Source organism: Variovorax sp. PBL-H6 (genome assembly GCF_901827155.1).
GTDB lineage: Bacteria > Pseudomonadota > Gammaproteobacteria > Burkholderiales > Burkholderiaceae_C > Variovorax.
This window is the reverse complement of sequence record NZ_LR594660.1, coordinates 591382-609665: the sequence shown is the minus strand read 5'-3', so window position 1 is coordinate 609665 and position 18284 is coordinate 591382. Positions and strand designations below refer to the sequence as shown.

The following is an 18284-nucleotide window of genomic DNA, read 5'->3' as shown; positions in this document are numbered from 1 at the left end:
AAGTTGCATTCGCCCGCCGTCGGCCGGTCGCGCAATACGTCGGAACACCCCAAACGGTTTTAGCAGTGGGGTGCAATGCATTTTAGGTCCGTTGTTGTAGGGGCTCTGATAAAATGCAACGGAGCTGAGCGGTTCAGCGGCCTACCCCCAGGAAAACCCCCTCTATGACTGCATCTCTCGTGAGCGCCCCTGACAGCTCTGCATCTGCGCCTTCCAACTTTGCCGACAAGCTCGAGGCTCTTGCTGCCCTCAAGGGCAGCGACCCTACGACATGTTCAGAACGCTGGCGTGTCAAGGACGAGCTCGCAGCGACTCTGTTGCAGCGCATGCAGCTGCATCGGACCCTTTTCGAGCCCCTGTGGACGAGCACCGATGCGCCGCCGCGGACGTACTCGGATGACTTCCCCCCGGTAGACCCCGCGACGGACAGCATCCATGAGTGCTATGAGGCGGACGGCATCCTGTACGCGGTCGTGCAGCGCAATCCTCCCGGAGCTGCCTTTGCAAACCTGCTCAGGATTGGTTTTCCGATGCCCTACCTTGCAGACAAGGGGTTGGAGCTGATGTGCGAGCACGCGACGGCGACGCTGAAAGCGCGCGAAGCTGCCCTCAAGACCATGGTCCGGGACTTCGATGCCACCAAAAGCAAAGCGCTCAAGGTGATATCCGCGGCCCTCGGCCATCCGGAGCACTGACGCCGAAGGGGCCGTTCTATCGGCGATAAGTTCGCTCGCTACATGCGATGCCCGTCGGCGTTCGGCGGGGAAACGGAGTTAACGTGGCAACCTTCACGTCGAGCAAACAGGGCAGCCAAGGCAGGGAGAAAAAGCCTTCCAAGACGGGACCACAAATCTTTCACGCGGCCGCCGTCGACCACTGCGTTCGTCTCATCCGCGCCAAGCGCCTGCCCCTGATGGTCGGCGCCATACTCCAGCGGACACCCAAGCCGAGCCCGGAGGGCCAGAAGGGCCGCTGAGCATTCGTGGGGCGGTCAGCAGACAAGCAGGCGCTCCAGGCACCTGCGGATTTCTACGAGGCGGTCAAGAACCGACGCGCGGTGGCGCTGAGCCCGACCGCAGGCGAGCTTGGCGACTTTGCACCGGCGTTCGAGCATGAGCCGCTTGAGGGAGCGCGCGCGTCGCTCAGCGGCGCCCCTTAGGTACTCGGGCCTCCGGCCTACCCTCGCCACTCTGCAGAATCTTCAGCACGGTCATTTGCGACACGCCCACCAGGCGACCGATAGCCTGCGCGCTGAGCGATGACCGCTGGTACTGGAACCAGATTCTCTCGAGGAGTGCTTCTCTGGAATCGTAGCGACCTGTCGTCTGCTTTCGCCCCCGCTTCTTGGTCGAGCTAGGCTCGGTGGAGGGCATTGGGGTGGCGTCGGGCTCGTTCATCTAAAGGCTAGGTGGAAAGGTGATTTTTAGCTAAAATGCGCATCTGCTAAAGCATTTCTCTAGAGCGTTGGTCGCTTCATCCGCGAGGCGCGCACGCCCATTCGGCACACCTGAGGACACATTCTCCTATGACGACAACTCAACCCCGTAGCGGCCAGGTATCCGCGCTTCGCCTGACGCCCCGGCAGCGCACGCTGATTTGCGGAATGATGCACCAGCCACAGCGCCAGGCATGGCGCCACTACGAGCATCCGGGAACCTTCGACTCGCTCATCAGACGAGGCCTGGCCAAGGTGGTGAGCACCAAGCGCGAGAAGGTCGTGCGTGCGGAACTGACGGTCGCTGGCGCACGGGCCTGGGCGAAACTCACGGGGAACGTGCTGGACGAGCCCGCGCCGAAAGGGAAGGCTGTCAAGCCTCCGGCCATTGAGCACTCCGAGGCAGAGCTGGTCTTCGCCGCGCTCGCCACCGGCCACTGGACGGTCGAGCGCAACCTTCCGCTGTCATACCTCACGGCCGCAGCCAACAAGCGAAACGCATGGTCCGTTCGGAGGCGCGAGGCGCCGTTCTGTGCCGACCGTCGAGACTCGCCTCGCTCCTGGTCGGCGCCCACTGCCCAGAAGGCCCTCACCGCTGCCTGCGTTGACCTCAAGCTCCCGTTGCCCCAACCTGATAAAGCCTGAGCGCCGAGGATTTGTCCCAGACGCTCACCCTCACAATAAGTAGTATTCCTATGCCCGACGCGCTCCTGCATTCTCTCGACTCCCGCACCGCCGCGGCCGTGCGCGGGCTGCTCGTCCTCGTAGACTCGTACGCTGAAACGCGCCACAAGTGCGGCGCGTAGTACAACGCCCGGGCGGCCGAAGCTCGCAAGCAACTCATCGCAGGCTTGGTCGCAGAGCTCCCCGCGCTGCATCCGTGCGCTCAACAGGGCGCACCAAGTGCTCCGGCGTTCGTCGCACAGGGTCGTACCACCCCTCCGAGCCCGCGCGGATTCAGCTGCGACTGAGGCCAGCGGGGCCAGATTCTGGCCTCCGTAGAATGGTGGTTTACTTGGACTTTAGAATCATGACCGAAAAGACAACCAACGCCTTCTCTCGCCCACTGACCCCCAGCACGGAGCTGGCAGCAGTCATCGGCTCGACGCCCCAGCCCCGCACGCAAGTGACGAAGCTGCTGTGGGAGTACATCAAGGCGAACAACCTGCAAAACCCCGGGAACAAGCGCAACATCCTTTGCGACGCCAAGCTGAAAGCGGTGATGGGCAAGGACGAAGTGACGATGTTCGAGATGACCGCCCTAGTCGGCAAGCACCTGAGCTGACACCTCCGGCTCCTCCGCGCCTTCTATAACGTTACCCATGCCACGCCAATCCGACGACCTCACGCTCAAGCGAGCCCTGGCCCCTGCAGTACTGGACCGCGAGAGCTATGCCCAAGCGTATGGCGGCAAGGGACCGGAGGCTGAAGCGGCGACAGCCCTCAAGTTTGCGTTCGAGGCCCTTCGAGGCAAGAGCCTGAAGTCCTTGACCTCCGAGGAACGAGAGACCGCGCGGCTGGCGCTTATCTACGCCGAGCAGTGGGAGGCGTCGCTGGCCGAGGCCAATGAAGGCCTTCCTGATGCGCAGGAGCCGCTGCAGGAGGCCGCTGCCTTCCGCAAGATGAGGCTGCGCCTATGGGGGCGCACTGCGATGGAAGCAGCGCTTGCTGGCGGCAAGCCCGTAGACATCCGGAGCCTGTAGCCGCGGTCGGCGCTCCGCCGGCACTTCAGGCTTGGTGTTCTCCCTGATGCCTAGTCGCAAGAAGGTCCTGAACATCTGCAATCAACTCGAGCTTGCGAACGTTGGTGCCGGGGCACGCATGCGTGGTCTCAGGGTCCTCGCGATGGAGCTTCGTGGTCATGGGCTCGAGCCCAAGAATGGCGCAAAGGGTGGCCATGGCGGCAACGGTGTTGTGCCGAACCTTCAGCCCTCTGCCGGCGTCGAACGCGTCCCTGTCGAAGTCGCCGAGCATTTCGATGCCGAGTGACTGCTTGTTCCACGAAGGCGAGTGCACGCCTGACATCGTGAGTGGCGTGAAGACCCAAATGCGCTTGTCGTCAATGAAGAGGTGAGGGCCCGCGCTCCATTTCATCTTGTCCCGGTAGTAGGTTGCGAAGTTGCCCATGTGCGTCTTCGTGAATCCGTTCGGCCGCTGCGCCAGGGTCGGTACACCCGTGTTGTGGACGACAAGGAACGAGGGACGCCAGGCAGTCCAGGCCAAGCTGTGGCAGTAGGTGTCGAACGCGTCGACATCAAACGACTGGTCGACAGTAACCTTCCAGGCCATAGGTTCCTCCGAGCTGCTGCTTTAAGCGGACGAACTCCCCTGTTGCCAATCATCCATCGTCCGGTACCTGAATGCAATCGAGAACGGCTTCTTTCAGACCTGATGCCCGGCCCAAGGGGCCAAACGCATGCAATGCGCAGAGGGTACCCGGCGGCTAGCCCCGATGCTCTGTTCGCCCGTCCTTGTGGAGCCAAACGCCGCCTTCCAAGTAGCCCGGCTCGCCATTTCCTGGACTTACTGCCTGGAACAGCTGGGCAGCTTCGTCGTGTTCGGCTCGATAGCGCTCGTTTGACTCCTTTCGACCCAGGCCGGCCTTCTGGAAAAACGAAGGTTCTATCTCCTGGTCCTGGGTGAAACAGTGCGATGCGTCGTTGACGCGTTGGTGGACGGCTGTTCCGCTTTCCTCAAAGTTGTACTCGGCCACCCAATCGGCCTCGCGTCGGAGGCTGATGCTGGCATCGCCTTTTTCGTTGAGCAGCTCTTCGAGCTTAAGGGGCGTCACGACGACGTCGACTCCGCGTTTGCGGACCAGAACGAACATCGTCCTTGCCGCGGTCGCGAAGTAGAGGGCTCCCATCCAGCGAGAGGAGGCGGTCGCCTGCATCTTGAAGCCCTTGGCGCGCAGTTCTGCAATCAGCTCATCACGGGTCATCGCTTTCCTTTCAGCGTGCTCGACCTGGGCCCGCCAAGCGCGCCGCCTGGCTGAGCCGGCACCAGTTCGGCGGTAAGCATTGTGTCTTACATTTGAACCGCCATCCCTCGACCCAAGGCAGGCAGGGCGTCGGGCCTGCGCGGGTTCGGTGGTTTCGCCCGGTCGCCGGGGCAGGCGCTCATTTCATCTCAGACGTCTCCGATGAGCGCATCACGCGCCGATTCACGTGCCGCGTGGTCCTCGTGGAAGCGCACCCGGGAGCGCACGAACTTCTTGGCGCCACGCTTGGCATTCGCGTAGCCCTGATGGCCGTTGGAGTTGTCTCCGCCGAAGCAGGTCCCGATGGTGCGGTCTGACAGTGCCGAATAAGAGCCGGCGCCGTCGAGGGGGCTGTGCCGATAGCGCTCGCTGTCCTTGCGGGACTTGTCGCCCTGGCGGCGGTGGTTGGTCTTGCTCATCGAGAACCCTTCGCCTGGTCAGAAGCTGCTGTGAAAGCCCCGCTCGAACGGGAAGTTGACCTTCAGCACTTCCGCGGCCAAGTGTCCGGAGTCGTACAGCGCGGTGACTGCTTCCCGGAAGGCGACCACCTTGGCCGGCTGCTTCCCCCGCCAGTGCTCGACGGCTGAGAACCCCTTCACGACATAGACGCAACCGGAGACGAAGTCCGGGGCCCTTTCCTTGGAGCGCAGAACCCGCAGCGTGCAGGTCGCGACGTCCCAGGACGCGCCTTCCTTGGGGTTGGGCAGCTGGATGTAGATGCTGGGGTCGCTGAACGAGGACTCGTTCCATGCGCAGATGGCGGGGAACCCCGAGCGAAGGAGCTGATTTTCCAGGCGCAGCAGCAGAGCCTCGATGGCCAGGTTGCGGGCTTGGTAGAAAAGCTCGTTCATGCCGCCAGGGGTCGGCTGGAGCGTTCGGAGCTTCGTAATCTTCTGAGCGAGTTGCATGAGATGCGTGGGGGTGAGGCGCGGCGCGCGGGTGGGAACCTATAGCGGAACCGTCTTAAACCCGCTTGGGGCACTGGCCTCGAACCGCCGCGCTCCCTATACCAGGAAGGCTGCCAAAGCCTGCCGCGCGAGCCTCTTCGGAGGTCCGGTAAATTTGGCGGTTCCCAGAACCCTGTCAGACGCAGCTTTCCCAGTCATTCCGACTGGCCTTGCTGGCAACTCGCGCACCCAAGCTTTACCCCTATCGGAGGCCAGTCAGAACCTGATTGGAAACAAAAATGGACATTTCTCAAAGCAAGCTCAAGGCCAAAGTTCTCTCGACGTACCTGCGCGAGATTGGCTCGCCCATCAAGCACGGCCAGGCGCTCGACGCCATGGCCCGCATCAACGGGCACCGTACCTGGAACGAGTTTTCTGCATCTGCACAGAACGTCGACCTGGCGCCTGCCGTGTCGCAGACCATGCATGTGCTCCCTGTGCTCAGCGTCTTCGCCGGCCAGCGCGACACGTTGCGGGCCCCTGCTCGCATCAAGTCGGACGACAACCGCATGACGGCGGACTTCGATGCCACTGCCTGGCTGGACCAGGCCAGCGACAAGGAGCTCTCGGACCTGGTTGAAATCGGATTCGGAGGCGACTACGCATCCGACGCCGCCGGCGAGTTCATGGGCGCGCGGGACGCAGAGGTCGATGCGGTGTTCAAGTACATCGAGCGGGCGCAGGAGTTCCTCGGCCGCCGGGAATCACTCGGCTTCGAAGTCGACGTGAACCCGGAAGGTGTCTGGGCTTACCTGCGGGCGTTCCGGTACGCGCTGTATGTCCGGCTCACCCTGGCGCAGCATTTCGGTCCGGTTGCCAAATGGCCAGCAGACCTTGTCGTCTCGCGGCTGAGCACTGAGCCCGCAACCTTCGTCATCGAAACGCCCGGCGTCAAGGAAACGAGTTTTGCAGACGAGGACTTCGCCTGGACGGCCGTTGGCCGCGCCCTGGAGGAAGGCCTCGCGGACGAGCGCGGCATCACGATGGAGGCCGAGGAAGTCGCCCCGTGGTCGGGAATCCGGGAAGGCAGCACACCCGCACTGCCGACTCTGGTTCCCGGCCGTTTCCTGGAGGAGGGTGGCAAGCACCTGGTGCTGGCGGGTACGTCCCCGCTCACGCACGCGGAGCTCCGCCGCATCACCGACGATGGTGAACACGTCCTGGACGTCGTGCTTGGCGTAGAACTAGAGGACATCGCCTCAGGCATTGACTCGCTCAACGACCACGTTTCCGAGCGCATCACTGGCGGCATCTGCGACCTCACCGGTCTCAGCTACCACGGCTATGCCGGCGCGGACGTTGCCGACCTTGCGGGCAACTTTGGCGCCATCATCCGCGTCCGGGCGCACTGGACGCCGATTGACGGCATCGAGGACGACAACGAAGGCTAACCCCGTGCGCCCCTGAGCGCTCATTCGACCCTGCTGGCAAGCGATTGCTGGCAGGGTTTTTTCTTGGCTCCTCGAGGCGCTACGGCGAGACCGACGTCGACCTTCGCGACTCCGGGTTCGGGAGGCACGAGCACCTCGAGGACCTCTAGCGCATCTTCAAGGGCTGACGCCCTTTTCGGTTCTTGCAGGCTGTGCAGGCTTTGCCTGACAATTTCGACCGCTGGACGTCCGCAACGGCGTCAGGCTGGCCAATAAGCTACCAAGTCAGACCTGAGGTCGCTGGCTCGTGGGTGCTGCTGCAGGTTCTGCTCCAGCGAGCGTGTTGCCGAGGTCCGCCTGCGTCGAACAAGATTGGAGAGGAGAAGTCGGGAATGGAACCTGGAGATTTGGCCGCAGGCGCAGTGCGCCGGAGCTCGCCAGGCCTGGCGCGCCTCGCACGGCTCCTCGGGTGGCTGGAGCTCATCCTTTTCGGGTTGGCTGTTGCCTCCATCGCCATCTCCGCGCAGAACATCTTGGCGGGAGATGCCTTTGCACTCAGGTCATTGAGGTCGTTCGCAAAGGTTTCCGCTTGGTTCTTCGGCCAGTGCCTGTGGTGCACAGGACGCGAGACCACAGGGGGCATCCTGGCGAACCTGGCTGGGGGTTTCGGCTACCTCCTCGGGGTGTTCTCCCCGCTGGTGTTTGGGCTAGGACTGGGCATTTTGCGCAGGGCTGTCGAGCTTCGCGCCTCAGCTCTGGACAGGGCGGCGGGCACACCTTGGCCCGCTGTGTGGCTGCGCCCATCATTCCTTGCTCCGGCGCTCGCGGCGGCGGGTAGCCTGGTGCTCGCGCTTAGTGCCGTCTACAGCAGCTCGCGGCCCGCGTCGTCCCCTGCAAGACCGTCTTCGGCTGAAGCGTTTTTGGATTCGCCTTCAGGAACATCCCTGTTTGTCGTGCAGGTGGGCGTCTTCGAGAATGAAGAGGAGGCGAACCGCGTCCAGGCGATGCTGGAGCGCGTCGGTCTGCGTCCCTTCGCCACGGCGCCGCAAGGAGGGAAGGTGCGTGTGCGCCTGGGGCCATACCCGAGTCGCGATGACGCTCTGACGGCCGCGCAGGCCGTAAGAAGGCTCGAACTCCCAGCCGCGGTGCTCGACGTCAGCCGTTGAGGGCCGCTTCGCCCGAAAGCGAAACAAAAGTGCCTGCTCGAGAGGCGCAGACGGGCAACGCCTGCTAGCGGGCCTCTCTTCAGGAGCAGACGCTGCAGCGAGAAAAGGGCCCCCGTGTGATGCTTCACAGGGGGCCAGGGTCGTCACGCAAGAAGGGAGGAGGAGAGGGGTATTGCAGCGCGACGACGATGCAATCATGATGCACCCCTCCAATGAAGGGCGTCGGCGAGTATGCAGCGGCTGGGCAGGCCGTGTCCTAACCCGAAAGCTCCAGGCGCGCCCTAACCAGGATGCAAAAGAACAGAGCCCGGGTTCTCCCGGGCTCTGTGATGTGGCCGCTTGTCGGCTTCAGCTGAACTTGAACTGGAGCCTGGTGCCGTACTGCGTGTAAGGCGTGGGAGCGACCGGGCCGTAGGTGCCCGTGGTCAACGCCTTGCGGGTAGCCGTCACCTTCACGACGCAACTGGCGCCGGGAGCGACATTGCTGCACGCCGACATGTCATAGGTGAAGTTCGCCGGGACAAAGTTGTTGTAGCCCGTCACGTTGTTGATTCCGGTCCAGTTTGCATTCTGCGTCCCGTCGTTGCGCACGGTCGCATTGAGTGTCTTCGACGTGCCCACGGCCAGTGCACCGAAGTCCACCAAGCCATTAGCCGGTGAGACGACGTTTGGTTTGTTACCAAGGATGGTTGCGGTCAGTGGCTTCACGCCCTTGATTGTCCCGCCATCGGGAATCGTCGCCGTGTATGCAACGCTGTAAGTTCCTACCCCGATACTAGAGCCAGCGCTCAGGTAGAACGAGAGTGCGCAAGTTTGACCAGGCGGAACGTTCACGCAGTTGTTGCTATCTCCAAAGAATGGGCTGGTAACGCTATTTCCGAATACCACACTAGGGATGGTCGCTGTTCCCGTGTTCAAGAACTCAACGCTGTCAGGGTACCCCCCGCTGTTGTACGGCACAGCAAAGGCCGGATGGTGCACGACAGACAACTCACGATAGACCCCTGTGCCGGAGACCGTGAAGCTCGTCTGCCCCCCCGGGCCGTCGTGGAATACGGTGACGAGGGCTGTGCTGATACCCATCGTCGTTGGCGTGAAGGCAATTCGGACTGCGAAGTCAGTTGCACCAGAAGGTGCAGTAGCCGCGTCGAAGCCAGGCAGGTCCCGTGTCACTGATTCCAGGTAAGGACTTGCGTAGTTCGTTATCGAGCTCGCCGTTGTCGAATCCCGAGAGCCTCGACCTGTCGCGGCAATCTTGAACGGGGTACCCGACTGGACCTGAACACCGGTGAACCGGACCGCACCCGCCGTCCCCATGTTGCGCACGAAGAAATACTTGAACGAGGAGCTGCCGACGAGTGCATCGCCGAGGGGAGTGGGCGGCACATACCCCGGGCCCTCGGACACTGCGAAGCTCACGTCATACGCCGTGCGCGCAGTGAGGTCGAGCGGCAGGGGGGAGACGTTGTCGCCGTTGTGCTCGACCAGTAGCTGCGCATTGAAGTCGCCAATCTTGTTCGGAGCGAACTCAATCCGGACGTACGAGCCGGCCGGGAGATTGACGGCGACGTCGCGAGTTCCCGCCGGTGGAACGGCCCCTGTATATGAGGCAATCGAAAAGGCCGAAGCATCGGGTCCGACGATGCGGAATCTCGTAATTTGGAGGCTGCCCGCTTGCGTAGGGTTCACCACATAGAAGACCTTACCCTTTGATGCGTTGACGCCGTTCGGGTTGTACGTGACGAGGCCGAAGTCGGGCGAGACGACAGGGTCGACGGCAGATGAGCTGTCCGACCAGGCCGCGGTCGCCTGCACGCCCGTGCCCTCTAGCTGAAACGTCGTGCTGCCGCCAGGTCCGTCATGGAACACCGTCACCGTCGCTGTGACCCTGCCGCGCTGGGTCGGGGTGAACTTGAAGTTGAGGGCCAGGTCGGTGGACGTGGCCGGCGCCGTCGCGACATCCGCCCCCTGCATGCTGAAGCTTGCCGAAGTGGCCCCTGCCGGGAACGTGGTGGTCGGTCCATACTGCGTCTCCGCGCCGCGGCGTGCGAAATTGGCCGAAACCGCCGTGAATGCGGGGTCGCCCGTCAACTGGATGCCGGTATACGTGACGCTTCCGCGCGTGCCGACATTGCGCACAAAGGCCGTGCCGGTGGCGGTTGCGCCCACGGCAACGATGCCCTTGTCGACATTCGCGGCTTGCAGGACGACATCACGCACGCCCTGGCCCTGCAGGTCGAGTGCCAGCGGAGACGTGTTCATGCCGTCGTGGTCCACCAACACTTGCGCTGTGTGGCTCCCGGACTTGGTCGGCGTGAACTGGATGCGAAACGACAGGCTCGGGTACGCGCCCTCGACCATGTTGGCCGGAGACACGTCCTGAGTCGACACAGAGGTGGCGCCGCTGTACGCAACAATCTTGAAACTCGCTGCGTCAGGGCCGGCCAAGCGGATTCGGTTCACGCGCAGCGTTCCGACCCCGGTGGTGTTGACGACGAAGAACGTCTTCGCCACCGCCTCGGCAGGCGCGCCTGCTTCGCCGTTGAAAGTGGCGGAGCCCAAGTTGCCATTGGGCACCGCTGCGGGCGAACCGGCGGTCTCAGACAGTGCTGCCGCTGCGCGCACGCCCTCCCCGCTGATTTCGAAGGACGTCTTGCCGCCAGGGCCATCGTGGAAGACGGTCACGGTGGCCGTGTGCGCCCCGGTGGTGGTCGGCTTGAACTTCAGCTGGGTGTACATGTCCGTCCATCCGCTCGCAACGGACGGGTCCGTCAGCGTTCGCGTGTACGCGGCGTAGCGCGTACCTGCGGGATAGGGCGTCGCGCCGTTCTTGTTCGTCACGGTAGCCGCGCCGGCTTCGGAGATGGAGAAGGCCGGCGAGCCTACGACCTGAATTCCCGTCACGGTGAGGCTACCCACCGTGCCAAGGTTGCGAACATAGGTCGTCAGGGTGGCCTCGGCTCCCAAGCCGACGCTCGGGAACGAGGGAATCGCGACCTCACCTGCGCCGCCGGAGGCCACCACACGCACGTCGCGCGCGCCGGTTCCCCTGAGAGCCAGGATGGTCGGAGAGCCGTTGTCGGCATTGTGCGAAAGCAACAGCTGCGCGTCGTGCTGGCCCATCCGGGTCGGCTGGAATTGCACGGTGACACCGAGCGGTGAAGTGGCGCTCGTTTGCGCCATCTCCAGTGGCGCGATGGATTGCGCCGGCAGGCGGTCGCCCGCGGCTTTCGGCGAAATGGACGTGATGTGGAACGCTCCCGCGTCCGCGCCCACGAGTTGAAGGTCGCTCACCTTGAGCAGCTTGCCCTGCGATTCCGTGGTCAGCAGATAGAAGGTCTTGACTGCTGACCCGGCAGCTTCGGATGCCTCGTTGTACGACAGCGTCCCGAAGTCCCCAGAAGGCGCAACCACGGGCAGGGCACTCGAGCTGGAGAGCTCGGCCTTGTTGAAGTACTGCGCTTCACCGTACAGCGGCAGTTGCACCTGGCGCGCGCCGTTGTACCGAATGGTCAACTGTGCGTTGTGAACGCCCTTGGCCAGCGGTGCGTAGGACAACACGACAGCGAGGTGGGGGTAGGCGCCGTTGCCGACGTCAACGACCGCGCCCGTAGCGCTCAACTTATCGGGCGCAATCGTAGCGCCGCTGACCTTGTTCGAGCCGCTGCTGGCAGCTGCCACGACATTCGTGATGCGGAAGTGGGGAGCGTCGGGGCCGGTGATGGTAATGACCGGCTCGTTGATGCGCGTAGCGGCTGCCTGGACCAGGTTCAGCAGGTAGATGTTGCGTGCGACCGCGGGGTTGCCCTGGCCGGCTTCGCTAAGCGCGGCCACGACGCCGAAGTTTCCGCTGACCAGGCCGAGCCCACCCGCGGAGTTCGACAAGGCGAAGTCGGGTTCCTCGACCGTTGCGAACAAGGAAAGCGGCGCCGTGGAGCCGCCCTGCGGCACGGAGGTCGCGGCGACCACGGTCCCGGACGCGGCGCCCAGGGTCGAACCGGTGGCGATGACCTCGACGGTGCAGCTGGCCTTTGCCGCCAAGGAGGCGGGGAATGCCTGCGGGCAGGTGCCCTGTGTCCCGAGCGAGAAGACCGAAGCCGTCGGGGAGCTGACGATGATGCTCGAGAGCATGACCGGCGCCGTGCCGGCGTTGGTGAGGGTCACCGTGCTGGAGGCCGAGGAGCCCTGCGCCACGGCACCGAAATTGCCGCCGGCCGGACCCCAGGCCAGGTCGGCCGCCGGAGCGACGTACTGGATGGCGGCCGGAAGGCTGGCGGTGCCGGCGACGTTCGTCACGCTCAGGGCAACGCTGCCTTCGGCGACGATTGTGCGCGCTGGCACGGTCACAGTAGCCTGCGTGAGGCTGCGCACAACGATGGTCGCAAGCCGGCCTTCAACCGTTGCGGTCATGCCGGCAACAAAGTTGGTCCCCGACACCTGGGTCGTCCACCCGCCCGCGAGGGACCCGGACGCGGGGGACACGTCAGCGATGGTCGGTGCAGCCACGTACTGGACAGCACCAGCGCGCGACGCCGTGGTCACGCCGTTGTTCACCAGGCGCATGTCCGCGAGGCCCGCGGCGTGCGCCGGCGCGGTGACGGTCAGCTGCGTGGCGCTGACGAGGTTCACCGGTGCGGCCTCGACGCCGCCGATGAAGACCTGCGTCGTGTCGGAGAAGCCCGTACCTTGCACGACGACGGTCGCGCCGCCGGCCGCGGGGACCATGCTCGGGCTGACGGCAACAATGCTCGGCGACGAGGCGGTCGCGGTCAGTGGGACGGTCAGCTGGCCGGCGGTCGTCATGATGACCAGTGACGAGCTCAGAGCGCCATTGCCCTGGCCGGTAGCGCGCACGAGGATGTCGCAGGACGAGCCGGCGTCGATGGCTTCGCCGCATGCGTTTTCTGTTGCGAAGCCGGCTTGACTCGTGAGCGAGACCGAGCTGACCCGCATCGGGAGGGTCCCGGTGTTGTTCACGGTCACCAGGCGGTCTTGTGGGGCCGTGGAATAGACGACCCCGAAGTCCACCGCGGTCGGCGTAGCCTGGGCGGTCGTGGTGATGCCGGTCCCCGTCAAGGCGACGTCGATGGCGCCTGCGGAGTTGGAAGTCGACAGGCGAAGCGTGCCGGTGCGCGGGCCGGCGCCGGCCGGCGTGAAGGCGACGGCAACTTGGCACTGCTCCCCGGCCGCCAGGATGCCCGGGCAACCAGAAGTCGCGCCGTAGCTCGAGGTTCCGGCAGTCACCTGCGCGGAGTACACGGCAACGCTCTGGAGGCCGTCGTTGGTGAGGGTCACCACCTGGGGTGCCGACGTGAATCCGACGGGCTGGTCAGCAAAGGACACGTTCGTCGGAGTCACGGAGATGTGCGCCGGCGGGCCTTCACCAGCCAGGGACACGACGCGGGACTCGCCAGAGAGCGGAACGATGCGCAGCGCAGCTTCATGCCGGCCGGCCATCGTCGGCGAGAAGGCGACAGTCACGGTGCAGGACTGGCCCGCGCCCAGGGAATCCGGGCAGGACGGCGTGGCGGTGAATGCCTGGGCGCTGTCGCCCTCAACCGTGATGCCGGTAATAGGCAGTGCCGCGGTACCGACGTTTTGCACCTGGACGGACAGTTGGGCTGAGGCTCCGATGGCGAGTGCGCCGAAGCCCAAGGTCGCCGGGTTGACCGCGAGCACGCCGATGCGGCCCACGCCATTCAACGCCACGCGGGCGGTCTGGGTCGTCGGGTCGTTGGTCGAAACGAGGAGCCAGTCAGCGTGCGTCCCGCCGGTGACCGGTGAATGCTGCACGAACACGCTGCAGGTGCCCTCCGGCGCCACGGAGGAGCCGCAGGTCGTGCGCTTGGTGAACTCGCCACCGATGCCGATGCCGGAAATTTGAAGTGCTGCCGTGCCGGTATTGCGCACGACGACTTCCTGCTCGGCGGATGCCGTGCCCACGTCGTCGGAGCCGAAGTCGAGTGCGGCGGTCGAGAGCGAAAGTTTCGGAGCGGTCACTTGCGTCTGGACGCTGGCCAACTCAACCTTCACCGTTTGCTGCGTCTCGGTCACGAGCGTGAGCTCGGCCTGGTCCTCGGAACCGCTGCCGACATATTGAACGGTCAGGTCACAGTACTGGCCGGTCGCGATGAGCGTGTCGCAGCCGGTGGTCACAGAGAAGCTGGCGCTGCCGCTGACGATGCGCTGATTGAGGGCCACGGCGTCGGGCCCCTGGTTCGCAACCCGGACCTGCTTGCTCGAGGGCGTGCCCAGTGCAACGTTCTCGTAGGTCAGCGCGAGTGGCGTCACGGTGACCGTGGCGGCGGGCGCCTTGGCGACGCCCTGCACGTGCAGGGGCACGGGTGCCAGCGACACATCGGCCGTCTTGAAGCGGATGTCGAGTTGGGCGGCATGGTCGCGCTCCTCGCGGGGCGTGCCGCTGACCACGATGTCGCAGCTGGTGCCTGGGACCAGGCGTACCACGCAGTCGAGGCCGCGCGAGAAGGCGGCGAGGTCCGAGCCGTTGAGGTTGATGCTGTCGACCACCACGTCCACGTCGCCGTTGTTGCTCAGCCGCAGCTTTTGAGAAATCGACTTGTTGATGACGACTCGCCCGAAATCGACAGCCGGCTGGCTCAGGGACACCGAGGTGGCAGGTGCCGTCGTGGACGTGCCGTAGCCGCTCAGGGCGACCGCAATGGATGTGCCGGCGCTCGTCTGGACCAGGAGGCGGGCTTGCGTGGCGGATGCCGCGTCCGGCTGGTAGGCAACCAGGGCGGAACAGGATTGACCGGGCTCGAGGCCCAGGCCGCAATCGTTGTTGGCCGCAAACTGGTCAGCACCTGTGCCCTGCAGACTGATGCCTGTGAGCTTGGTGACGGCGCTGCCGCGATTGGTCATCGTGACGACCTTCGCCGGCGAGAGCTCGCCCACGCGCACGCCACCGAAGGCGAGGGTGGTCGGCGTGACCTCGATGTAGCCGGAGCTGCCCACGCCGGACAGCGGAACGAGGAACTGGGGCAGTTTGGCGTCGTTCGAATCGATGACCAGCGCCGAGCTGTGGAGGCCCGCGCCAGTCGGCGCAAAGATGACAGCGACCTGGCACGACTGCTGGGAAGCCAGTGCGGAGCCGCAGTTGCTGCTCTGGTTGAACGCAGCGGTGTCAAGGACATCCAGGCCGCGAATATCCAGCGTGCCAGTGCCGACGTTCGAGACGTTCACGTAGACCACGGAGGAAACCTTGCCGACGGCGGTCGACGCGAAGGTCACCTGGCCAGGGGACACCCGGATGGATGCGGTGCCTTCCTCGCCATCTCCGCCACCGGGGGTCGTTGCGGACAGGTTCACGACGGCAGTCGGATTGGACAGGTCGTTGGAGCTGAGGGCCAGCGACGCGCTGCGTTGGCCGGCCGCCACGGGCGTGTAGGCCACGGTCAACTGGCAAGAGCCGTGCGGCGCCACCGGGGTGGTCGTGCAGTTCTCAATCACGTTGAACTCTGCGGTTCCCGTGAGCTTGAACGTCCGGATGACCAGGCTCGCATCGCCCTGGTTGGTCACCGTCAGCGTCTTGCTGGCGGTCTGGCCGAGTGCGACGCTGCCGAAAGAAAGGGATGCGTCACTGAGCCGCATCGCCGGTGCTGCTGCCGTCCCCGCCAGCGGGACGGTCAGGCGCTGGCCGCCCGTGGATTGCACGGTCAGCATGCCCGCTTCGGCGCCGCCGGCGGTGGAGTTGTAGCGCACCGTCACGCCGCAGGAGGCGGCGGGGGCGAGGCTGCTCGAGCAGGCGGAGTTCACCAGGCTAAAGGCTTCGCCCGTCACCGTAGCGCTGGCCACGCCGACTGCAGTCGTACCGACGTTGTCGATGCGCACCACCCGGTCGAGCGGGGTGCCAATGCTCCCCCCCCCGAAGTCGAGGGCGTCCGGCGTCGCAGCGAGGAGCGTGGGGGTGGCCGTGGTGCCCTGGGCGGCCACATGGACGCTCAAGGCCTGGCCGTTACCGAGCGATGCCGTCACCTCAGCCGAGTACGTCTGGGCGGCGGCCACGTCAGCCCGCACCTGGACCTCGCAGGAGGCCGTTGCACCCAGGCTGGCGCCACAGGTGCTGGTGGTCGTGAAATTCGCGGCGTCCGCGCCCGTCACGTTCACGCCGGCGATGGCGACCGCGGTGGCGCCAGTATTGGTCAGCGTGAACTTGCGGGTGACCGCCTGGGGGATGCCCACCGAGCCGAAGTCGAGCGACTCGGGGAACACGCGGACGTTGCCAGCAATAGCGGCACCCGCCCCGGTCAGGAGAACGGATTTTTCGGTGCCGTCGGAGGTCTGGACGTCCAGGGAGCCGGCCCAGCTGCGACCACTCGCGTTGGGGGTGAACTGGACCGCGATGGAGCACGAGGCACCGGCATCCATGGCGCTGCCACAGTCGTTGGCCAAACTGAAGACCTGGTTGCCGGGAGCGCGAACGCCCACGCTCGAGACCCGGATGCTGCCGGGGCCCGGGTTCGTCACGGTGACTGTTTTCGCGGCAGAAGCCACGTCCTTGGCCACTTCGCCGAATTCAAGGGACGCCGGTGAGACGTTCACCTCGCCGACGAGACCTTGTCCCTTCAGCGTCACCAGGGCCAAGGGTTGGCGGGGGTCGTTATTCTCGATGGCCAGCGAGGCGAGAGCCTGCTTTCCGTCCAGCGGTGTGAAGCTCACTGCGACTTGGCACGACTGGTTCGGCTGCAGCGGGGTGCCGCAGTTGTTGCTGCTCGAGAAGCGCTCGGGGTCGGTCACGCCGATGCCATTGACTTCCAGGGGAAGGCGGCCGGTATTGGTGACGTCGACAGTCTTGGTCGCGGCGGTCAGTCCGACGCCGACGCTGCCGAAGTCCACGGTTGCAGGTGCAACCTGGATGCGCGGCGAAATGACATAGCCGGTGAGCGGGATTTGCAGGTTCTGGCCTTCGCCCGTCGTGACGGTGAGGGAACCGCCCGCGTAGTCGAGCGCGGCGGCCGAGAACTGGACTTCGAGGTCACAGGTTCCCTGGGGCGCCAACTCGTCGGTGCAGCCGCTCAGCACCACGAAGCTGCTCGCGGGCGAGGCAGACGTTTGCATCACGTTGGCCGCAACGGTGCCCGTGTTCGTGAGTCGCACCGTCCTCTTGACCGCGGCGTTGAGCGTCGTCTCGCCGAAGTCCACGGTCGTGGGGGCTGCGACCAGCTTGGAGTTCAGTGCAACCGAGCGCGCGACCAGGCCGACGGCGGCAGGGCTTGCGGGGTCATCCGACGCCAGCTCGAGGCTGGCGCTGTAGGACTTGTGCCCCGTCGGGTTCAGGCTGACGTCGATGGCACATGTCGCACGCTCGGCGAGCGCCTCCGGGCATTGGTTCTGGAGGGTGAAGGAGCCCGCGTCGGCGCCCTTGAGCGCGGCCGCCGAGAGCTGCAGCGCCTTGGTTCCCGCGTTGACGAGGGTGACGGTCCGCGTCACCGTGCCCGCATCCGGTTCCAGGGTCCCGAAGTCCACGGTCGAGGAGGTCACCAGCTTCGGTGTCGGCGTTGTGGGAATGGTCTCGGTGCCGCCGATACCCAGGAGCCAGACGTCGCGCACCTTCTCTCCGCTCTTCACGCGCAGCGCGCCCATGCGTTGACCCAGCGCCGTCGGGGTGAACGAGACGGTCACGATGCAGGTGTTGCCTGGCGCGAGCGAACCACCGCAGTTGTCGCTCAGCTTGAAGTCACCGCCGCCTGCCTCGAGCAAGTAGGGCTGGCTCAGGCTAACCGGCGCCGTGCCCGTGTTCTTGATGGCGAGCTGCTTGCTGGTGCTGGTGGTCCCGACTTTCCAGGTGCCGAAGTTCCAGCCGCTGTCGGAGATTTCCACGTCCGACAGCAGCGGCACGGAATTGCCCAGGAGTTGCGCTTCAGCCTTGGCGCCTGCGCCATGGACCGTCAAGGTGCCGGTATGGAGGCCTGCCGTCTGCGGGAGGTACGAGACCAGCATCGTGCAATCGCCACCGGCAGGCAACATCGAGCAGCCCTGCGTGTCGATGGCAAAAGGAGCCTCCGCGCGTACGGCCATACCTGCCACGGGCACGTCGCTGTGGTTCACGACCCTGACAGGGCGCGTGCTGCTTTGCGTGCGCGCGACATCCCCGAAGTCCGTGGCCGCGGGCTGAATCTCCAAGTCCGCCGCGCTCTGACCGACCTTGAGGTCGATGGGAATGCGGTACATGTGTTCTGAAGCAGCGGCCAGGACGGGTTGCAGGGCAATTGTTGCGCTCAGCAAGGCTGAAACGGCACGTTTGAAGTAGGGTCGCATGGGTCGGAACTCGTCAAGGGTGCGGGCGAAAATTGCCCGTATTTAGGCGTATTCGAAGGTGTAGCGAATCACCTTTTAGCTCGCCAGCGCCTAAAACCCAAGGTCTTT

Annotated in this window: 12 protein-coding genes; 7 read left to right on the top strand and 5 right to left on the bottom strand. The window is 64.9% G+C overall.

Annotation, left to right across the window (positions count from 1 at the left end; genetic code table 11):
- Window positions 1-164 precede the first annotated feature (164 nt).
- The 5 genes from G3W89_RS31280 to G3W89_RS31260 all read left to right on the top strand — a co-directional run bounded on the left by G3W89_RS31280 (window position 165) and on the right by G3W89_RS31260 (window position 3138).
- Complete coding sequence (locus G3W89_RS31280) at window positions 165-695, top strand: hypothetical protein (protein WP_162570791.1); 531 nt, start codon at window positions 165-167, stop codon at window positions 693-695.
- Window positions 696-778: 83 nt separating this feature from the next.
- Window positions 779-976 carry a hypothetical protein gene (locus G3W89_RS31275; protein WP_162570792.1) on the top strand — a complete coding sequence of 66 codons (198 nt, stop codon included), beginning with the start codon at window positions 779-781 and terminating at the stop codon, window positions 974-976.
- Window positions 977-1525: 549 nt separating this feature from the next.
- Entirely contained in the window at window positions 1526-2080 is a 555-nt protein-coding gene (locus tag G3W89_RS31270; RefSeq protein WP_162570793.1) for a hypothetical protein, read from the top strand.
- 385 nt (window positions 2081-2465) lie between these two features.
- Window positions 2466-2720: an SWIB/MDM2 domain-containing protein gene (locus G3W89_RS31265; RefSeq protein WP_083944163.1), complete on the top strand. Its 255-nt coding sequence runs from the start codon at window positions 2466-2468 to the stop codon at window positions 2718-2720.
- A 37-nt stretch (window positions 2721-2757) separates the two neighbouring features.
- Entirely contained in the window at window positions 2758-3138 is a 381-nt protein-coding gene (locus tag G3W89_RS31260; RefSeq protein ID WP_162570794.1) for a hypothetical protein, read from the top strand.
- Between the two features lie 25 nt (window positions 3139-3163).
- Here G3W89_RS31260 and G3W89_RS31255 read toward each other — a convergent pair whose 3' ends face one another.
- From G3W89_RS31255 to G3W89_RS31240, 4 genes are all read right to left on the bottom strand, one after another.
- Window positions 3164-3724, bottom strand: coding sequence for a peptidoglycan recognition protein family protein (locus tag G3W89_RS31255; RefSeq protein ID WP_162570795.1), 561 nt, complete (start codon window positions 3722-3724; stop codon window positions 3164-3166).
- 154 nt (window positions 3725-3878) lie between these two features.
- Window positions 3879-4376: a hypothetical protein gene (locus tag G3W89_RS31250; protein WP_162570796.1), complete on the bottom strand. Its 498-nt coding sequence runs from the start codon at window positions 4374-4376 to the stop codon at window positions 3879-3881.
- Between the two features lie 188 nt (window positions 4377-4564).
- Window positions 4565-4834 (bottom strand): hypothetical protein, encoded by a 270-nt coding sequence (locus G3W89_RS31245; RefSeq protein ID WP_162570797.1) that lies wholly within the window; start codon window positions 4832-4834, stop codon window positions 4565-4567.
- Window positions 4835-4852: 18 nt separating this feature from the next.
- Window positions 4853-5266 carry a hypothetical protein gene (locus G3W89_RS31240; RefSeq protein ID WP_162577742.1) on the bottom strand — a complete coding sequence of 138 codons (414 nt, stop codon included), beginning with the start codon at window positions 5264-5266 and terminating at the stop codon, window positions 4853-4855.
- Between the two features lie 335 nt (window positions 5267-5601).
- Here G3W89_RS31240 and G3W89_RS31235 point away from each other — a divergent pair, with 335 nt between their 5' ends.
- Together G3W89_RS31235 and G3W89_RS31230 are read left to right on the top strand one after the other, a co-directional pair.
- On the top strand, window positions 5602-6753 hold the full coding sequence (locus G3W89_RS31235) for a glyoxalase superfamily protein (protein ID WP_068674476.1): 1152 nt from the start codon (window positions 5602-5604) through the stop codon (window positions 6751-6753).
- Between the two features lie 371 nt (window positions 6754-7124).
- On the top strand, window positions 7125-7898 hold the full coding sequence (locus G3W89_RS31230) for an SPOR domain-containing protein (RefSeq protein ID WP_083944162.1): 774 nt from the start codon (window positions 7125-7127) through the stop codon (window positions 7896-7898).
- A gap of 348 nt (window positions 7899-8246) precedes the next feature.
- On the opposite strand, the gene G3W89_RS31225 is transcribed toward G3W89_RS31230, so the two are convergent.
- A complete protein-coding gene (locus tag G3W89_RS31225) occupies window positions 8247-18176 on the bottom strand; it encodes a choice-of-anchor D domain-containing protein (protein WP_162570799.1) in 9930 nt (3309 codons plus the stop codon).
- Window positions 18177-18284: the final 108 nt, after the last annotated feature.